Origin of the sequence: Synechococcus sp. CC9605 (genome assembly GCF_000012625.1) — a bacterium.
GTDB lineage: Bacteria > Cyanobacteriota > Cyanobacteriia > PCC-6307 > Cyanobiaceae > Parasynechococcus.
This window is the reverse complement of the sequence record NC_007516.1, coordinates 1,546,881-1,562,374: the sequence shown is the minus strand read 5'-3', so window position 1 is coordinate 1,562,374 and position 15,494 is coordinate 1,546,881. Positions and strand designations below refer to the sequence as shown.

The 15,494-nt window shown below is 55.9% G+C and carries 22 protein-coding genes and 2 tRNA genes; 2 read left to right on the top strand and 22 right to left on the bottom strand.

Annotated features, from left to right (window positions below; genetic code table 11):
* Positions 1-16: 16 nt before the first annotated feature.
* Positions 17-166, top strand: coding sequence for a hypothetical protein (locus SYNCC9605_RS14765; RefSeq protein WP_156783067.1), 150 nt, complete (start codon positions 17-19; stop codon positions 164-166).
* 5 nt (positions 167-171) lie between these two features.
* Here the strand turns inward: SYNCC9605_RS14765 and SYNCC9605_RS08510 are convergent, their stop codons facing one another.
* From SYNCC9605_RS08510 to SYNCC9605_RS08460, 11 genes are all read right to left on the bottom strand, one after another.
* Entirely contained in the window at positions 172-1,209 is a 1,038-nt protein-coding gene (locus tag SYNCC9605_RS08510; RefSeq protein WP_011364664.1) for a hypothetical protein, read from the bottom strand.
* Entirely contained in the window at positions 1,209-1,391 is a 183-nt protein-coding gene (locus SYNCC9605_RS08505; protein ID WP_011364663.1) for a hypothetical protein, read from the bottom strand. Before SYNCC9605_RS08505 ends, SYNCC9605_RS08510 begins: the two co-directional genes overlap by 1 nt.
* Positions 1,391-2,407 carry a hypothetical protein gene (locus SYNCC9605_RS08500; protein WP_011364662.1) on the bottom strand — a complete coding sequence of 339 codons (1,017 nt, stop codon included), beginning with the start codon at positions 2,405-2,407 and terminating at the stop codon, positions 1,391-1,393. Before SYNCC9605_RS08500 ends, SYNCC9605_RS08505 begins: the two co-directional genes overlap by 1 nt.
* Complete coding sequence (locus SYNCC9605_RS08495) at positions 2,400-2,819, bottom strand: hypothetical protein (RefSeq protein ID WP_156783066.1); 420 nt, start codon at positions 2,817-2,819, stop codon at positions 2,400-2,402. Before SYNCC9605_RS08495 ends, SYNCC9605_RS08500 begins: the two co-directional genes overlap by 8 nt.
* A gap of 391 nt (positions 2,820-3,210) precedes the next feature.
* Positions 3,211-4,227, bottom strand: coding sequence for a carbamoyl-phosphate synthase (locus SYNCC9605_RS08490; protein WP_011364660.1), 1,017 nt, complete (start codon positions 4,225-4,227; stop codon positions 3,211-3,213).
* Between the two features lie 161 nt (positions 4,228-4,388).
* Positions 4,389-6,251, bottom strand: coding sequence for a hypothetical protein (locus SYNCC9605_RS14760; RefSeq protein ID WP_156783065.1), 1,863 nt, complete (start codon positions 6,249-6,251; stop codon positions 4,389-4,391).
* A gap of 55 nt (positions 6,252-6,306) precedes the next feature.
* On the bottom strand, positions 6,307-6,534 hold the full coding sequence (locus SYNCC9605_RS08480) for a hypothetical protein (protein ID WP_257928839.1): 228 nt from the start codon (positions 6,532-6,534) through the stop codon (positions 6,307-6,309).
* A gap of 36 nt (positions 6,535-6,570) precedes the next feature.
* A complete protein-coding gene (locus SYNCC9605_RS08475; protein ID WP_374699852.1) occupies positions 6,571-8,004 on the bottom strand; it encodes a hypothetical protein in 1,434 nt (477 codons plus the stop codon).
* A gap of 133 nt (positions 8,005-8,137) precedes the next feature.
* Entirely contained in the window at positions 8,138-8,341 is a 204-nt protein-coding gene (locus tag SYNCC9605_RS08470) for a hypothetical protein (RefSeq protein ID WP_041434923.1), read from the bottom strand.
* A 97-nt stretch (positions 8,342-8,438) separates the two neighbouring features.
* Positions 8,439-8,738, bottom strand: a complete 300-nt coding sequence (locus SYNCC9605_RS08465; RefSeq protein WP_011364657.1) for a hypothetical protein — start codon at positions 8,736-8,738, stop codon at positions 8,439-8,441.
* A 25-nt stretch (positions 8,739-8,763) separates the two neighbouring features.
* Positions 8,764-9,015, bottom strand: coding sequence for a hypothetical protein (locus SYNCC9605_RS08460; RefSeq protein WP_011364656.1), 252 nt, complete (start codon positions 9,013-9,015; stop codon positions 8,764-8,766).
* Between the two features lie 87 nt (positions 9,016-9,102).
* Here SYNCC9605_RS08460 and SYNCC9605_RS08455 point away from each other — a divergent pair, with 87 nt between their 5' ends.
* A complete protein-coding gene (locus SYNCC9605_RS08455) occupies positions 9,103-9,300 on the top strand; it encodes a hypothetical protein (RefSeq protein WP_041434920.1) in 198 nt (65 codons plus the stop codon).
* A 92-nt stretch (positions 9,301-9,392) separates the two neighbouring features.
* Here the strand turns inward: SYNCC9605_RS08455 and SYNCC9605_RS08450 are convergent, their stop codons facing one another.
* From SYNCC9605_RS08450 to SYNCC9605_RS08405, 11 genes are all read right to left on the bottom strand, one after another.
* Positions 9,393-9,860 (bottom strand): hypothetical protein, encoded by a 468-nt coding sequence (locus tag SYNCC9605_RS08450; protein ID WP_011364655.1) that lies wholly within the window; start codon positions 9,858-9,860, stop codon positions 9,393-9,395.
* 418 nt (positions 9,861-10,278) lie between these two features.
* A complete protein-coding gene (locus SYNCC9605_RS08445) occupies positions 10,279-11,526 on the bottom strand; it encodes an AAA family ATPase (protein WP_011364654.1) in 1,248 nt (415 codons plus the stop codon).
* Complete coding sequence (locus SYNCC9605_RS08440; protein ID WP_011364653.1) at positions 11,523-12,122, bottom strand: hypothetical protein; 600 nt, start codon at positions 12,120-12,122, stop codon at positions 11,523-11,525. Before SYNCC9605_RS08440 ends, SYNCC9605_RS08445 begins: the two co-directional genes overlap by 4 nt.
* Positions 12,119-12,328 carry a hypothetical protein gene (locus SYNCC9605_RS08435; protein WP_011364652.1) on the bottom strand — a complete coding sequence of 70 codons (210 nt, stop codon included), beginning with the start codon at positions 12,326-12,328 and terminating at the stop codon, positions 12,119-12,121. Before SYNCC9605_RS08435 ends, SYNCC9605_RS08440 begins: the two co-directional genes overlap by 4 nt.
* 44 nt (positions 12,329-12,372) lie before the next feature.
* Positions 12,373-12,624: a hypothetical protein gene (locus SYNCC9605_RS08430; protein WP_041434914.1), complete on the bottom strand. Its 252-nt coding sequence runs from the start codon at positions 12,622-12,624 to the stop codon at positions 12,373-12,375.
* A 436-nt stretch (positions 12,625-13,060) separates the two neighbouring features.
* Entirely contained in the window at positions 13,061-13,372 is a 312-nt protein-coding gene (locus SYNCC9605_RS08420) for a hypothetical protein (protein WP_011364650.1), read from the bottom strand.
* A 9-nt stretch (positions 13,373-13,381) separates the two neighbouring features.
* Positions 13,382-13,594 carry a hypothetical protein gene (locus SYNCC9605_RS13960; RefSeq protein WP_257928809.1) on the bottom strand — a complete coding sequence of 71 codons (213 nt, stop codon included), beginning with the start codon at positions 13,592-13,594 and terminating at the stop codon, positions 13,382-13,384.
* A 301-nt stretch (positions 13,595-13,895) separates the two neighbouring features.
* A tRNA-Pro gene (locus SYNCC9605_RS08415) sits at positions 13,896-13,969 on the bottom strand.
* Between the two features lie 13 nt (positions 13,970-13,982).
* Positions 13,983-15,149, bottom strand: a complete 1,167-nt coding sequence (locus SYNCC9605_RS08410; RefSeq protein WP_011364648.1) for an NAD(P)-binding protein — start codon at positions 15,147-15,149, stop codon at positions 13,983-13,985.
* 9 nt (positions 15,150-15,158) lie between these two features.
* Positions 15,159-15,332 (bottom strand): hypothetical protein, encoded by a 174-nt coding sequence (locus SYNCC9605_RS14755; protein ID WP_156783064.1) that lies wholly within the window; start codon positions 15,330-15,332, stop codon positions 15,159-15,161.
* A 13-nt stretch (positions 15,333-15,345) separates the two neighbouring features.
* Positions 15,346-15,417 (bottom strand) — tRNA-Lys (locus SYNCC9605_RS08405).
* Between the last annotated feature and the right edge of the window lie 77 nt (positions 15,418-15,494).

Here is a 15,494-nt window from a genome sequence, read left to right as displayed (position 1 = left end):
TTGAACCCTGACACCAATGACTAAAGCCGACTGGCTGAAACTGGCGATGCCCGCTTCGATCTCCCTGCTGGCGCTGGCAGTTTTCACCGCACCGCTGATGACGAATGCGCAGATTGAGCGAAATGGGAGCATGTACGAACCCATCTACGTGCGAATCCTGAACTGAACTGATCACCGCATCCGAGTCATCAGCTGATTCATCAGCACCAGCACGTCCTGCAGCCGCAGTTCCACGGGGTCGCCCATCGCCGCTGATTCAGGGATCCGCTCCAGGTGTTCCCGCACCCGCGACATGGTCCGCAGATTGGCGCTGGCCCGCAGCCGCGGTTCACTATCAAGCCGACCAAGAAAATCACGCAGATCAGTGATCAGTGACCCCTGGCCACTCATCACATCCCAAACGGTCGCCTGATTAAGAAAGCCGCTGCCCCCAGCGGCGGAATCGTCGGGCGCCCGCTCAGCCATCGCCCCATTGGCTTCTGCTGGTGGATCCACCGACGACTCAACAGGTGGTTCCATCACGGCAACAGGGGCAGCGCAGCAACTCGATTCACACGCTGCTTCGTGTTGGATTTCAGCAACCAGCTCATCGATCTTTTTGCCGAGCCTTACGCCGCATTCACCACGGGCTCTGCGGCTATGCGTCTTGGGCTTCGTTTCTGATGCAGGGGCAATCGTCATGGGTTCAGGGGCAGGAGTGGCTTTTAAGGTCCGCTCCAACCGTTGACGGTGAAGCGCAATGACTGGTGGCTTGGGAGCCGCAGCCACCCGTTGTTTCACTTGATTCCCAACGCCCGCACGGCGTTCTTGATCGCGCTGAATGAGCGCTGCGCGGCGCTTCGCCCAGGACTCCTTCTCAGCCTTCTCCTGTGCCTTCAGCTGCTTCTCTGCAGCCTTCACCAGGTCAACCCAAACAGCCCTCGAATTAGTCCTGCCGCTCATCTGGGTTTGGCATTGCCGCAGGAGCGTCATCGTCGGCTGCCGCTCATGGGCCCGCACGCCGATCTCCAGCTTCGCCAGCAAGTAATCAGCCACCGCTTCAGCGCCGCGATCGATTGGTGCTGATCGATAGATCCAGAACAAATAGGGGTTCTTCTGCAGCACTCTGAACATCTGGCTGGGCTTTGGTCCGTGCTGGCGGACGCCGTACTTGGCGTGGTTCCGCTTCGGCAGCGGCAACGCACAGCCGTGAACCGGCAGCCAGCTCATCAGCCCTCCTCCTTCAGGGCCCTGTTGAGCTGGACCTGCAGCCGCTCAACCTTGGTGAGCTGGTGGCCGTAATCGACCATGCCGCGGTTCACATCCATCCTCCAGTCGACCCAGCTCAGCGCCCGCAGCAGGCCCTTGGCCTCCGCCAGTTCCTCCCTCAATGCATCGATGTCGGTGGCCATCACCCGATGCCCCCCTGCGCTTTGAAGGTGGCGTTGGCTGCATCACTCCGCAGCTGCCGCGTGCGGCTCGAATCAACACGCTGACCCCCCAGACCCGTGGGGAATTGATCGGCCAGCTCCACCAGCACCGCATCCACAATCGCCGGCACCTGATCACGCCATTGCTGCACCACCAGATCAGTCGCCATGGCCGTCACCTCACCCCTGGTGATCGGATCAGTCCACGCGTCGGTTTTGCCCTCCAGCTCCTGCAGCTGAACACTCACCTTCCGTACGCCTGCATCAACTGCAGCCAGTTGGTTCTGGTTGGCAACGATCCCCTCTTGATAAATCGTGCTGGCGGATGACACCGATCCCCGCAACGCTTCCACTGCCGTGGCCGTTGCCTCCAACGCAGCGCGGTTCTCAGCTGCAGCAGCCTCTCGTTGACGGTTGTATTCCGCCATCTCCGCAGCAGCTTCAGCACGGATGGCGCTGATGTTCGCGATGTCCTGCCCGATCCCCGCCTGCTGCTCCAACAACGCATCGGACTTGCCCACCTCGATCTGAGTCGACAGCCCACTGATCTGGCGTTGCTGCGCTTCCACAACACCCAGCAGCGTGGAGAGCTGACCCTCCAGCGCCCTCACCCTGGCGTTGTCCTGCGACCTGAAGTCCAACAGCGTGTTCACCGCCGTCAACGCCGCGTTGTCGTCAGCTTTTTTGACCTCCCGCTGCTTGATCAGCTCCACCATCCGCTTCTGATCAGCGGCATCCAGGTCGTAGTACTGCTCGGGGACCACCGTCCCGTCCTGCAGCTTCACCGTCCGAACACTGGTGGTCGGTGCCTTTAGTTGCGGTGCAGGGGTGCCCACTTTCTGGGTACCCCCCAGAGCTCTCTGGCGCGCTGCTTCAACAGCACCCACAGGTGCCTCAGCTATTGCATCAGCAACACCGCGATCTCTCGCTGCTTGCTTCTTTGTCCTGCTCCGACTGATTTCGTAAGCCTTCTGCTCACCCGTGGTGATCTCAGCCATTGGTCAGCCGTCCTGCCATCTGGGCGTCTTGGATGCGCTTCTGATCAATGCGCTGCTGCACCTCCCGTGCATGCCGCGCTGATTCCTCACGCGACTGCTGCAGTGCTGCAGCCTGCTGCTCCTCCAGCCGCATCTTTTCCCGGGCAGCAGCCTCAGAACCCGTCTCGCGGATCTTGTTCTTCAACGCCGTGGCAGCCAGTTGATCCTCCAGCCACTTCTCTGTCTTCGCTTGATCAGCAACCTGCTGCTTCTGCAGATCACTCACGAACTGATGATCGTGGGCATACAGATCAGCCTTCGCTGCAGCACTCAGATCACCGCCACCTTCAAGCTCAGCAAGCGTCGCAACACTCAGCCCACCACCGGCAGCAACACGCCATTTAGCTGCCTGCGCTGGGTCAATTGATGCCACCGCCGCTTGCAATATCGCAGCAGTGGAACCGCTCTTCTCAAACGGGTTTTCTGCACTGATCGTATTGGCATCAATCCCTGCTGATCGACAGGCTTGAACCAACACTTTGATTTCGGTTGGAGTCATCTTTTACGGGCTGCAATGTCCCTGATTGACCCCTTAATTTTAGACGCTACAACTAATCGACTTTTCAGCAAAAACCCCGCCTTGCGACGGGGTGATGTTTATTTAGTGCCAGGTATCAAAGGCTGATTTAAGGGTTTATGGTGTTGGTTGAAGAAATAAAAAGCCCCTGCAATTGCAAGAGCGTCGTGAAGGTTAGAGTCCACTATCTCATCCGGTTTCTTGTCTGTCGAAGCGCACAGCCCTTTCGCACAGCCCTTTTACTAATCTATCTACATCGTTTATCCTTCGCCCCATACTTATCTTGACATTTTTTCACATCGTCTCTGCATTTCCAGATGTTAAAGATGCACACGAAGATGTTAAGGTCATGTACACGCACATCCCGGTTGCTTGGTGTTGATGTTAAGGCATTAATTACAGGTAGTTGTTGAACCTTCTTTCGCATTGCTGTTGTTCTAGCCCCACCAAAGCGTACTTTTAGGTCAGCAGAAACTCTTGTTTCAAAGTGATCTGACTCTTGAAAATCGTGCGAGACATTTAAGCCAGCTGTTAAGCCATCGCTGATCTCATAGGCCAAACGTCCACGTACTGCAGAACCATCAATATGTTCCTCCTCTCGATGTTGGTAGTAATAACCAGCGGATGCATGGAGTGCTGGGGTTATGAAATAGCCAACATCTAATCCATAGGTGTTCATTGCACCGCCTTGATAAAAGCTGTTGAGCTTCTGTTCAACATCACCAACAGGCAGCAGTCCATAGGCGTTGAATGTCCAACTATTTGAGACCGCTTCTGCATTCAGTGCGATCTGCTGAAAGAAGGCTGTGCGCTCATTGGTGACGCTGATACCAGTGTCAGTTCCACCTGATTTCACTGGTCGGCTGTCATAACCGCCATTCAGCCCGAACATCCAGCTGCGATCACCATTCAGCCAGCGGTAACCAAGTCGAGTGGAGGTGGAGACAGTTCCACCAGCAACGTCGGTGTTGATGATGCTGCTGTAGCCCTCACGATCAGCAAAGCTGGCATTGACCAGGGCATCAAGGAACCAAATGCTGTTCTCTCCAACAGACAGTGGAAGAAACCCGCCAATGCCCGCTTGGTTTGGTGTGCCTGCACCTTGGAGTGCACCTTGAAACCCAATGGTGGGTTTGACCACATCCTTGAGGCTGATGCTCATCACATCACCAAGGTCTTCTGCGGTGCCGTCCTCTGCCTTGGTTGGTAGGGGTGCAATGGCGATGGCTGAAGCCAGCAGCCCGATGGTGAAGCGGCGGAGCATAGAGACTGTGGCTTGTCCTTATAGGGTGCCGTCGCATTGACGGTATCGCCAGTTGGAACAATGTGACTGCATTGAATTTCAGTAAAAAAGCTGCAACGTCCTTGCAAAAACCCCGCCATTGCTGACGGGGTGGTGTGTATGAGGTATTGCCGGGGGATGGATCAGACCATTGCCAACTCATTGGTGAAGTCAGCTTTGGCAGGAGCGAACGAATTGGCTGACTGCAAATCAGATGCCACCTCAAACCCTGCACCAAACACATCCTTGGATGGGGTGAATGAGTCAAACGAAGCCCCAAAGGAAGCGAATGCTGGCTCGGGAGGCACCTCTATGTATGTTCCTGAAGATTGACCTGCAACCAAGGCGTCAACACTTTCAGTGCTATTCCAAAGGCGAGCAGTAGGACCACCTACGCCGTAGTCATCTTCTGGATTTGGCTTGTAGAGATCATCAAAACCAGTACCAGAATCTCCGTACTGACCACCGCCGCCTTTTTTAGGTGGCCTCCTGTAGAAATTCCAGCCGACTTCATCCTGAGTTCCACCTCCACCAAGACCACCACCAGTCAGAGGATCACACCCATAGTCATCATCTGCATTTGACCTATCAGAACCAGGACCAGAGGAGCCTCTGCCACCACGGCCGCCTGATGAACTCCTGTCGTCGAAAGGACCATCACCATTGTCATCATCAGGAGAAGGACGACCGCCTCTTTCAGAACCTGGATTCATAAGGCCTGAATATCTACCGCCTATATCTCCGGGTGCGGGACCAACAGAAGGCTTACTAGTTCCACCCTGGGTTCCATCATCTTCTGGGTTTGGATTATCTTCTCGAACTGTGCAGAAGTAACCGTTGTCTGTTGAGCCTGCATAGTCTTGGTTCTTTTTTGCACACTCTGCAGCATGCCTGGCGTTGTAATCATTCCCATCATCATCATCGGATGGCGGAGTTCCACCACTTGGCGGAGTTCCACCACTTGGAGGAGTTCCACCACTTGGCGGAGTTCCACCACTTGGCGGAGTGCTGCCGCCTGGTGGAGTGCTGTCGGGATTTGAATTGGTATTACCTTGCTGTGTGTTGTATCCGTACCCAATAGGGTTTGCGGTGTTCTGATTGCCATTTTGATGACCACTAGAACCAGTTGTATGCCCAGCTGAATCTTGTGAGCGACTGCCAGAGGGGGTGCTGTCATTAACACCTCCATCCCACCTGTTGCTTTGGCTACCGCCTGAGCTTCTGCGGGCAGCCAGCTGATCATGCACCGTTTCCCTAATTTCTATTTGCCCAAGCTGCCTAAGTTTTAAATTAACCCGATCGATCATTGGCGGATCTGGAGTTATGTTTATAACCTCAAGGGCGGCTCCTCCAACAAGGCAAGCTGTAGCCGTCCCAGCAGCCTCACCGAGCCTTAATATACCTTTAACAGTCTCACCAATAATTGTTGAAACTCCATTTTTAACTGCATTTTCACCTGCATTGCTGTCATGATTTTCCCTGTACTCCTCAATTGCTTCGCTTAAAGCATTTGATACGGTCGCTTCCGATTTAGTGCTATACAAATCGAGCCCCTCATCAAGCCAAATACTTATCTGCGAATTAGTCTTAACTCTGTTAAAAACCCATCCACCCATAGCACTACCCAGTGCGCATACCAATGTGTTTTCAAATACATTCCATGCCGAAGGGGTTTTAAACGCAAATGAGCTTGGCTCCTGGGTTTCAGTGTTGTTTTCGTCTGTATTTACTTGGCCCTGGATGTGAATAGCTTCAAATTCTCGGACATTTGAGACTCTTTGCTTGTACTCCGAATATGACTCCCCATCTTCACCATTCAGCATGAAGTCACGCCTAGAACCAGTGCTGTAGTCATGCTTAGATGCAGAACTCTGATTACTTCTGCTATTGGAATCTTTGCTTGAGGCATTCATGCGATCCTCAATCGATTGAAGTATTGAATTTGTCTTAGGGGGCATTGCTTTGAAAAGCGGTGGAGGGTCGTCTCCTCTCGATGAACCAACCATCGGCTGAATCAACGGTTCACCTGGCGACCTGCCTCACCAGCAGCTGTGGTCTTGCTCACAGGGGTGCAGAAGCATTGCAACGTCTGGGGTTTAGAGGCTCCCCCCCCAGGTGCCAACCCAGCAGCCTGTCCTGCTCTTCCACCGTCAGGAACCGGTCAAGCCAGTCCAGCAGCATCTCAGTGACCGCAGGTTCTCCAAGGTCTTCGATGCCTCCATAAAGCCAACGCTTGAACAGGTCAGAGTCGTTGGCGCGTAGGGCTGCAATGTCCCAGATAGACCTCACAATTTTAATTCACTTAAATCATCGACTTCTGAGCAATCACCTGCTCATTCGTCTCGCATCTGCAACTGCTCTCCCGTTCATGTAAACCACCGCTTTCCTTTCCATAGGCCACATCAACGGATGCGGTCCAGGCTTTGTTCCACCCCTGAAGTTATGCCGCCCCTGATTAGCTGCAGTCAGCACATACCGCACTGCATCAGCTGAGTGGTCAGGCGCACTCTTCTCCATATCCTCAGGGTTTTTATCATCCGCGATGCAATAAGGCAGCGTTGCCCACAAGCTCTCACAACGCTCTGAAATGAACAATCCAGGCTGATCACTGCCCGCCTGCCATAACAAGCTCTTCATCAGCTGCCAGCCCACTGCACGACTGCTCTTAGGGCTGCCCGTCACATTCCACCCGTACTTTCTGAATTCAGTGCTCAGCGTCACTGGGTCCTTGTATCCACCAAAGCCAAGTTGCGCAGTTACCGCTGAATCCATGATCGTTCGCCGCGCTGGAATCGCACCCTGCGGGAAGCCATGGCGCTGGTACAACTTCATCACCCGCTCCACAAAAATCGGTGCAGTCAGACTCCGATCACCACGGTTCCACTCCTTAGAACCATCCGGCTGAATGCTGCAGACATATTCCTCGTCTATACACACCCAGCTGCCCCGCGGTAAATGCTTTCCAGCGATCGTCATCGGCTCTTGTATCTGACACATCAACACGACGCAGGCAGGCGATGCTGTGCCCCAGTCCCCACCAACCCAACACCACTTCGCCTTGGTCTCATGCCTGAACACACCATCGGAATCCGACGGCCATGGCACCTGAAAATCACCAGGCAACATGTTGCGATCAAGCGACAGGGCTGAGCCAAAGAAACCGGCAGTGACCTGGCCCCATTCACCCAGCACCTCCGCCGCGATCTTCGACTCATCGCCAAAGCAGCTCGCCCGTAGCTCCTGCTCGTATTGATCCGGATTACTGAGATACGGGTTATCCCTGAGGGTGCTCTTTATCCAGACCGCTGGCTGGGCACCAAAGAACTCACAGTTAAAAATCCGATTGGGCAGCGCCTTGGTGACGACGTAATCCCTGATCCACCAGCTGCCGGGGCCCAATGGGTTGGCCGTGGCAATGAACTTCGGCACCACCGTCGGGTCTGTCGTCCGCATTGATGACCTGGCCCTCAGCACCACCTGCGGATCGGCTTCCTGCCCCAGCTCATCCCAGAAAATGTGGCTGAGATCTTCACCCTGAATTTTGTTGAACGCATCCCCTGCGTCCATGTGGATCAACCTCAGCGTGCCCCCATTGCTCAATCTCCACTGACGCTTGGCTTTGAAATACTTCGAGCCCGGCATCAACGTCGGGACCTGTTGATACAGCAGGTCCTCCAGCTTCGAAAGACCCGCCAGATCACGCCTGATCAGCACGGCGTTGAATGATTCACCACTCACCAGGGCGAAGAACCCGATCAACCAGATCAGCAGGATCGACTTGCCTCCGCCCCGGCCACCGGCGAGCACCAAAGTGTTCAACTCATCGACGGATTGAACAAGCCCTGCAACCTTGCGCTGCCATGGGCTCAGTTGAATCGTGCGGGGCGAAGTATCAGCCAATTAACTGCAACAACTCAGCTATATCCATTCTGGCTGAGTCAATTTGGCGTTCTTCAGCGTGGCGGGAGCACGCGGCATGGAAGTCGGCAATGGTCCTGGAGGGGTTGTTGAAGGTTGGTTTCTTGTTCCCTGCGGTTTCCGCGAAGGCAGGGCCTGCGGCGGGTAATAGCGCCGCTAATGCAATGGCTTTGTTCATGCGATCAGGTTGGCTGCCATGACCAAGCAGCGCATCTCCGTGCAGGGGGATTTCACTGTCACCGCACAGGCGGGGGGGCAGCGTTTCCAGCTTGAAATCAGCCTTTATGGGTCACCACTGATCCAGAAACAGGATCGGTGACGCCAAGCTCTGGAGATAGCTCCTCAAAGAAATCACGGACCTTGTTCAGGTGCTCAATCATTTGAGGACGGGCAGCGACCAAGCTTTCTTCGCTTTCCCATAGGCCTACAAAGCAGTAGCTGCGCTCTCCTGTCTTTGCCCAATAGGCATCCAACATGCCCTCCGGATTGACCCATTCCTCAGTCTCTGCGATGAATTTTTCCTCGCAACCCTCCTTACAGAGCACACGGACGTTGTTGAGGTAAGCAGCAGCCACTAGTGGGAAGCATCTGCAGTCACCCTTACAGGAGAAGTTGCATTGAGTGGTGACCTAACGCACAGGCGGGGGGCAGCGCTCCCTCCAGCAGGCATGCCCTGCTCAGTTGCTTCATCCCGTCCATCCCCAACACCATCAACGCCACATAACTCACCCGCTGGTGCTCAGCCCATTCCGCATCCGTGAACACCCCAGCACGGTGCAACCTGATGCCCTCTTCGTGGTGCTCCGCAATCAACGCCATGTCACTGGTCAAATCCAGGGGCAATGCCGTCATGCGTGAGCTGCTCGCAAGAGTTTCACGCTAACGCTGGTGATCTGTTGCGCCACCGTTAGCCTTAATGGCATGTAGACGTGTCAGAGCGTGGGATCAGTAGAACACCTCCGACAGCATCAATACGCCGTCCCTGAGGGGCAGGAACCACTGGGCAAGAGCCCATTAACTGTCCGCCTCTATGCCAGCGATCACGACGCCATCAAAGCGATGGGCAAGGCCGGCGGCTTGTTCGTTCGCAATGCCATCAGGAAGGCGCTGCAGGAACAGGCTCAACAGCAGCAGTAACCGACCACTGGTGGTGGGCTATTGGCACACCCTTTGGCACAGCGGGGCAGAAATCCAGTGCCTGACTAGCTGACCGGTTGCTTTCAAAGCAATTACACGTCCAAAACCTGCTGATTCCACTGATCGGCGCTGAGCTTGCCCTGCTGATCACTCTGCTGCAGGAAGTCGCGCACGACGTTGACTTGCACCGCTTGCACGCCGGCGTCAGGACCGATCTGGTTGTTGAGTTGCCGGGCACGGCGATCGTGGTGCGTGGAGAGCGCCCGCAGCAGTGCAGGGTCGACTCCCTCTTGATGCGTGACCTTGGTGGTGATCCGCCCGCTGGGCTCGGTGATGGTCTCCGTGACGGTGCGGCCGTTGGCGCGTTGGTTATCGATGGTCTGGCGCAGTTCCCGCTCGCTGAGGTTCCAGCGCTCTTCAGAGATCGCCATCCGCTCGTCCAGGGAGAGCTTGTTCACCGGGTGGTTCTTGGCGACGTGGGCGATGTATTGGCTCACCCGGCCCTGCGTGATCCCCAGCTCGGCGGCGATCGCATATTGCGGGGCGCCATTGATGTGCATTTCCCAGGCGCGATTGCGTTTGATTTCTGTTTCCTTTCTCTGCTCGATTGATGCAGCCGCGTTGTTAAGAATTCGGCGCTGTTCAAATTTTATTAGAGGTCATAAGGCAAGGCGTCTAAAAACCCCAGTACTGGAGTCGCGCGTGCGTATCCGGAAAAACTCCAAAACCCCCCAGTTATCAAGAGAGAGAATTACAGAGAGAGTAGTCAGAGAGAGGGATTAGAGAGATTGGAGGTTTAGGAACATTCAGTCCGTTTCGACATTCCGAAATTGCATTTGACATTCCGAAACTGGTTTAGGAACGTGGTGAGCGGGGCAAATGTTCCGAAACTGATTTCAGTGGTGGACTGGGATTTATGCCGATTTGGCGTGAGTTTTGGAGTTTGGAGCCCCCCTACGCGAGAGATTCCGAAACTGCTCAGAACACCCAGAGCCAAGGCCGGCGACCGCCGGTGGTTGTTGATTCACCCTTCACGCGTCGGATGTTCAGTGCGTTGCCGCTGGAGAAGTAATCACGCAGCTCTTTGGCCACGGTCTTCTCATGGGCACTAATGCCGGCTGCAATCGTCTCTACGGCCTGCGGTTGCCCTTTCCGTTGCCGGAGGTACTGGAGGGCTTTGGCGATAACTGAGCGCCGTTCTGATGGGGTCTCTCCACCGCCCTGAACACCAACAAAGGTGAGGGAGAAATCATCCGTTGATCCCTGCAGGTCCCAGGTGGTTCCAGCCTCGCAATTCCGCTTGCCGAGGCAGCGCAGCATGAACTGATTGGGGAACGCATCTTCTGCCTTATTAGCCCAGTAACCAAAGACGTCAGAGCAGGCTGCGGTGAGCATCCCGGTGCCAAGAAAATCATCCAGGCCGACAGATGTGCGGACCTTGGCGGAATCAGGCTTACGGAGGTGAATCAGCAGGAAGATGACGACGCCAAGTTCACCCGCCAGGTGGTTCAGCTGATAGAGGAACAGGCTGTATTCAGGGTCGGTTGATTTAATGCCACGGCCACCTGCAACGGTGGTGATCGAATCAATGCCGATGAACTTGGCTCCGGTCTTCTGAATCTTGCGTTTCAACTCAGGAACCATGGCGGGGTTGAATCCCCACATCCAGTGAATGGGCAGTTCAGCGTCAGCACCCATTGCCAGAAATTTCTTCTTGGCGTTCAGGTCTGATTCATCGCATTGCACGATGATTGCCGGACCGCGTTGAACAGTGAGTTCATTGAAGAGCGGGGCACCAGATGCGACTGCGATGGCGGATTGATACATGAGGGTTGTTTTCCCCTCGCCCTTGTCTCCACCAATGCCTACGAGAGCGCCCTTGCAGCCGAATTGATCAATCCCCCATGTGGCGTCGTGTTGACGCTGCAGGAGTTCAGCGAGCGTGCAGTCTTGGTCGTTGCGTTGCTCATCGATGAGCGTTGCAACGGCTTGATCGAATGCCTTGCCGTTAGTGAGCCCTGTTTGTTCTCTGAGGTTCTGGAGAGCAATGAACCGCTCAGTGGGGGAGTCAATGTCTTCGAGCACCTCCAGGCCGAGCTTCAAGGTTTCGAGAGCATCTGCGCCATTGACTGCCTCAGCAAGAGCTTGTTTTCTTGCCTGACGTTTTTCATGCCCATTAGCAGTGGGCAAGGAAAAGGCATCTTCAAGTTGCGGAACAGATGTCATGACACCTCCTCCCCGAGCAGTTGATGAACAGCCGCGGGGCAAGGAATGCCCAGGTCGTTCTGTTTGAACTGGCGGGCGTCTTCCGCGATGTGCGCGATGGTTTTGAGGCAGTGCTCAACGCGGAGGCGGTGGAGTTGCTTCAGATCAGGGCAATCGCGCCAGATGGCCTGCAAGTGACCGGATAGGGCTGCCGCTTTGGTCTGGGCGTCGTCGATGGTGGAGAACGCCTTGGTGAGCTGCTGGGGGGTGCAGCTGTAGAGATCAGGGATGTTCCAGGCGGCATCGAATGCAGCGAAGAACTGATTTAGGACTGATGACCACTGGAACCGTTTGGACTGCCGTGAGAGCAGCTCCTGCGCGGTGCTGGGGGTGCGGCTGTAATCACGCTTCCGATGCGGCTTGAACACGGCTGCCATGCCGCTGAACCCACCTTTGTGATGGATGAATGCCCATTCCTGCCCCGCGATGGTGATGGTGTCGCCAGGGCGCATATCAGTGCCGGTGTGGCAGAGGATCGAAGAGTCGTTCCATCGACAATCGCCATCGTGCGTTCTTTGGCAGATCGGGCACGGGTTGTTGCGTCCAGAGGCTTTCATTTCTGCCCCCCACGGTCATCAGCCAGGTAGTTCCTCAGCCGACGGTTGATGTGGCGCTGGCGCTGCAGCTCGAAGACGGTTTCAACAACCTTGGTGGCGTACACATCGCCGTTGCGCCATCCATCTGAAAACTTGTCGATCAGTTGATCTTCCACCTGTTCTTTGGCGGATTCAGGCGCTTTGTGTTCTGGGCGGAGGAAGTACATCCAACCAAGAACCCAGGAGTGATCTTTCAGGTTGATTCGATGGCTCACTGACCCACCTCCCAGATATCAACTTGCTGGGTGAAAGTTTTCCCGCGTTGATTGGCGATGCGGGCAATGGCGCACATCACGGCTGCCAACTTGCGGTCTTCTTTTACGTCCGCCAGGAAGTCATGTTCTGGTGGAACCGGCATGGGCCGGGCGTAATACGGAACAGAAGCGAGACGCGCTGCGGCGGCTTCTGTCATCGATTCAATTTTCTGGTTGCCAGTGGAGAGCTGGCCTCGGTTAATGTTCATGGGACAAGCAATGTTTTCCGAGGCGGTGTGGGAACCGCCTTTTTCATGGAGCGACGAATGCGTTCTTGCCGCGCTTTTCCATGTATTCAACGATTGCGTGCCGGATCACAGTTGCCTGGCTGACGCGATGTTCAGCGGCAATAGTTTCGAGATTGACGCGCATCGGGATAGGCGCTCTGAAGCCCAGGTAAAGGCGCTGCGGTGGCCCATTAAGGCTCTCGTGTTTGGAGAACTCTTTGGGGTTCACGGGAGTCATTGTGCGGTTGTGCAATCAAACAATAGTGGCTAAAAATTGCCCGTCCCAGCGCTAGGAATCCACCGCTAATCGTGTTTGATAGCTGATAACAACTGGTGACACCTAAGGACGGAAAACTGATTCCAAAGATGAGTAAAAATCTCTACCTGTTGTTGGCTCTTTCGCGGATCGGATTAGCCATTAGCTCTGCACCTCAGCAATCAGTTGATCGAGGCTGTCGTCACTGAAGGTCTGCACCGCTTGCTTGCGGAGCTTCAATTCAGCGGCACGACGCTCCTCTTCTGCTTGCACCGCTTCGAGGGTCTTGCGGCGCTGCGTATTGATGATTGCCGTGAGGTCGTACAAGACGGGGCCACCAACGGCACCAGTCGCGTAGACCCAGTGCTCACCAGGTTCCAGCCTGCGCTCACGGCGCATGGTTCTAAGGGTGTTCTGCTTGATCGCCAGACGCTTTGCAGCCTCGGGCTCGTGCACCCATTCGGGCGTATTCATTAGTAGGGCTCAGTTAGATCCCTTCGCCTTGGCAGCTGCAGATCTGATTGCTTCGATCTCTTCTGCGGTGCCTGTCTCAAAAATGAGTTGAGCAGGGGTGCAGTTGCTCGCCCTACAAACAGCAGTCATCAGATCAGAAGCATCCTTGGTGACGTTGAAGGTGACTCCATCAACGCGGATGACGCTGAATTTCTTGTGGTGGTGGCGAGCAGGACGAGGCAAGTTCTGAGCTTCCAGTGAAGGGGGGAACAGAACCGCCTGTCGTGCAACTCCTAAAGCAGAGTCCGCGCCACCTCCGACGCGCCGACACCACATGAGGTGATGTCAGGTAGGGACCAGGGAGACCCTGGCAGGAGAGCGCTCGGGGCGCTCCCTCTCGGCGTCTTCATGCTGCTACGGAGGCGGAATGCTGACAAGGGGTGTTCCCTGCTGTCCGGGAAAGTCGTGCCAAAGGCATGAAAAAACCCGATGCCGTTTGGCACCGGGTTGGCACATGCGAGTTGGGGATTCGCTGAGATTGCAGTCGGGGAGACAGGATTCGAACCTGCGGCATCTTGCTCCCAAAGCAAGCGCGCTACCAAACTGCGCCACTCCCCGGCGCACTCAGAGATTAGCGGTCGACGTGCAGACGTTCAGCCAGGTTGACGGCGCTGCTGATTGCTCCCTCTGCTCTCCCGAAGCCAGGCCCTTCGATGCAGTCGCCGCAGAATCCCACGGCGCTGGTGGGGCACCATTGCAGCTCTTCTGGCAGCGGGTGGTTGAGGGGCCGTGAGGCGCCCCAGCGCATCACCCCCAACGGTGTCGCCTGCTGCAACGCCGCTGAAACAACCGGCAGGCCCTGCATCAGTTCGGGCAACAGCTGCAACAGGCGCTGTTGCTCCTGAGCCATCAGACGCCCCTGGCTTTCGGGTGTGATCGCTTCCCCGGAATCCAAGCCATGCACCACAAGTCCCCAGCGACCATCGCTTTGCGGCTGCAGCACGAGGCGTTCAACCTTCCATCGTTCTTTGGCGTCGTTGTCCAACCAGATCTGAGCCGGGAGCTGTCCACCGTTGAGCGCGAGCACCCCCAGGTCCACCATCAGGTTCCAGCGCACCTCGGCCTGGCTGCGTTCCAGCTGGCTCAGCACCGCATCGAGGCCAACGTCACCGCCCTCTGCAACAGCTGAGCGCAGGGGGACGTCGTTCCAGGCCAGCATCTTCAGTGATCGGGGATGGGCCAGCAGCGTTCCACTGAGCACAAGGCGCTTGGCCCTGAGACTCCAGGTTCGATCCTCGTTTTCCAGCAGCCAGTGACCCTGGCGTCGCTCCAGCCAGCGAACGCGGGTTTCAAATTGGCGGCTCAGTTGCACTGAGTCAGCTGCATCGAGCAGCGCCTCGCAGATGCTGGCCATGCTGGGAAGCCCATGCCACCAGCCACCGACCGGACAGGCTTCAGGGCTGTTGGCCGGAGACAAATCCCCTTGGGCGTTGAGAGAAAGCACAGCTCGCTCGTCACGCTGAAGAACACCCGCCGAGCGCAACGGCGCAAGCAGAGCCTCCATTCCCTCCGACTTGGATTCACTCAGGCCAAACCCCGGTGCTCCATGGTTGAGCAGCCAGCCGCTTTGGTCGCGTCTCCGGCGGGTGGCCGTGCGCCCACCTGGCCCCCGGCCAGCCTCAATCAAAGAGATGTTGAGATTCGATCCCAGCTGCTGGAGCCGGCAAATCATGCTGCAGCCAGCCAGTCCTGCACCGATAACGGCGAGATCAACCTCAGCCACGTTTGCTGAAGCCATCGCCGCTGATCACATCCAGTAGCGCTCTGCGGCCACTCGAGAAAACAAACCACCCAGCAATGCCAGAAGAATCGTGACGCCAAAAAATGCGAAATACGCCATCTGAACTGTTGGACTGATCAGAGATTCACGGCTTTCTAACAGCCGCTGGCTCGCCGACTCTGTTGAGTCACGAGACGACATCAAATAGTTGATATGGGTCGCCTGAGATTCGAACTCAGGACCAGCCGGTTAAAAGCCGGATGCTCTACCGCTGAGCTAGCGACCCGTGCCCGCTTGGTCATGCCATTTCGGCACCAAATGAGGTTATCACTCAGGTCGCCGGAGAAACTGGTGGCTGCTGAA

Bases quoted from the DNA above. Each gene is read 5' to 3' on its own strand.
- SYNCC9605_RS14765 (WP_156783067.1), top strand. From the start codon at position 17: ATGACTAAAGCCGACTGGCTGAAACTGGCGATGCCCGCTTCGATCTCC.
- SYNCC9605_RS08510 (WP_011364664.1), bottom strand. From the start codon at position 1,209: ATGAGCTGGCTGCCGGTTCACGGCTGTGCGTTGCCGCTGCCGAAGCGG.
- SYNCC9605_RS08505 (WP_011364663.1), bottom strand. From the start codon at position 1,391: ATGGCCACCGACATCGATGCATTGAGGGAGGAACTGGCGGAGGCCAAG.
- SYNCC9605_RS08500 (WP_011364662.1), bottom strand. From the start codon at position 2,407: ATGGCTGAGATCACCACGGGTGAGCAGAAGGCTTACGAAATCAGTCGG.
- SYNCC9605_RS08490 (WP_011364660.1), bottom strand. From the start codon at position 4,227: ATGCTCCGCCGCTTCACCATCGGGCTGCTGGCTTCAGCCATCGCCATT.
- SYNCC9605_RS14760 (WP_156783065.1), bottom strand. From the start codon at position 6,251: ATGGTTGGTTCATCGAGAGGAGACGACCCTCCACCGCTTTTCAAAGCA.
- SYNCC9605_RS08470 (WP_041434923.1), bottom strand. From the start codon at position 8,341: ATGAACAAAGCCATTGCATTAGCGGCGCTATTACCCGCCGCAGGCCCT.
- SYNCC9605_RS08460 (WP_011364656.1), bottom strand. From the start codon at position 9,015: ATGACGGCATTGCCCCTGGATTTGACCAGTGACATGGCGTTGATTGCG.
- SYNCC9605_RS08450 (WP_011364655.1), bottom strand. From the start codon at position 9,860: ATGCACATCAATGGCGCCCCGCAATATGCGATCGCCGCCGAGCTGGGG.
- SYNCC9605_RS08445 (WP_011364654.1), bottom strand. From the start codon at position 11,526: ATGACATCTGTTCCGCAACTTGAAGATGCCTTTTCCTTGCCCACTGCT.
- SYNCC9605_RS08440 (WP_011364653.1), bottom strand. From the start codon at position 12,122: ATGAAAGCCTCTGGACGCAACAACCCGTGCCCGATCTGCCAAAGAACG.
- SYNCC9605_RS08435 (WP_011364652.1), bottom strand. From the start codon at position 12,328: ATGTACTTCCTCCGCCCAGAACACAAAGCGCCTGAATCCGCCAAAGAA.
- SYNCC9605_RS08430 (WP_041434914.1), bottom strand. From the start codon at position 12,624: ATGAACATTAACCGAGGCCAGCTCTCCACTGGCAACCAGAAAATTGAA.
- SYNCC9605_RS08420 (WP_011364650.1), bottom strand. From the start codon at position 13,372: ATGAATACGCCCGAATGGGTGCACGAGCCCGAGGCTGCAAAGCGTCTG.
- SYNCC9605_RS08410 (WP_011364648.1), bottom strand. From the start codon at position 15,149: ATGGCTTCAGCAAACGTGGCTGAGGTTGATCTCGCCGTTATCGGTGCA.
- SYNCC9605_RS14755 (WP_156783064.1), bottom strand. From the start codon at position 15,332: ATGTCGTCTCGTGACTCAACAGAGTCGGCGAGCCAGCGGCTGTTAGAA.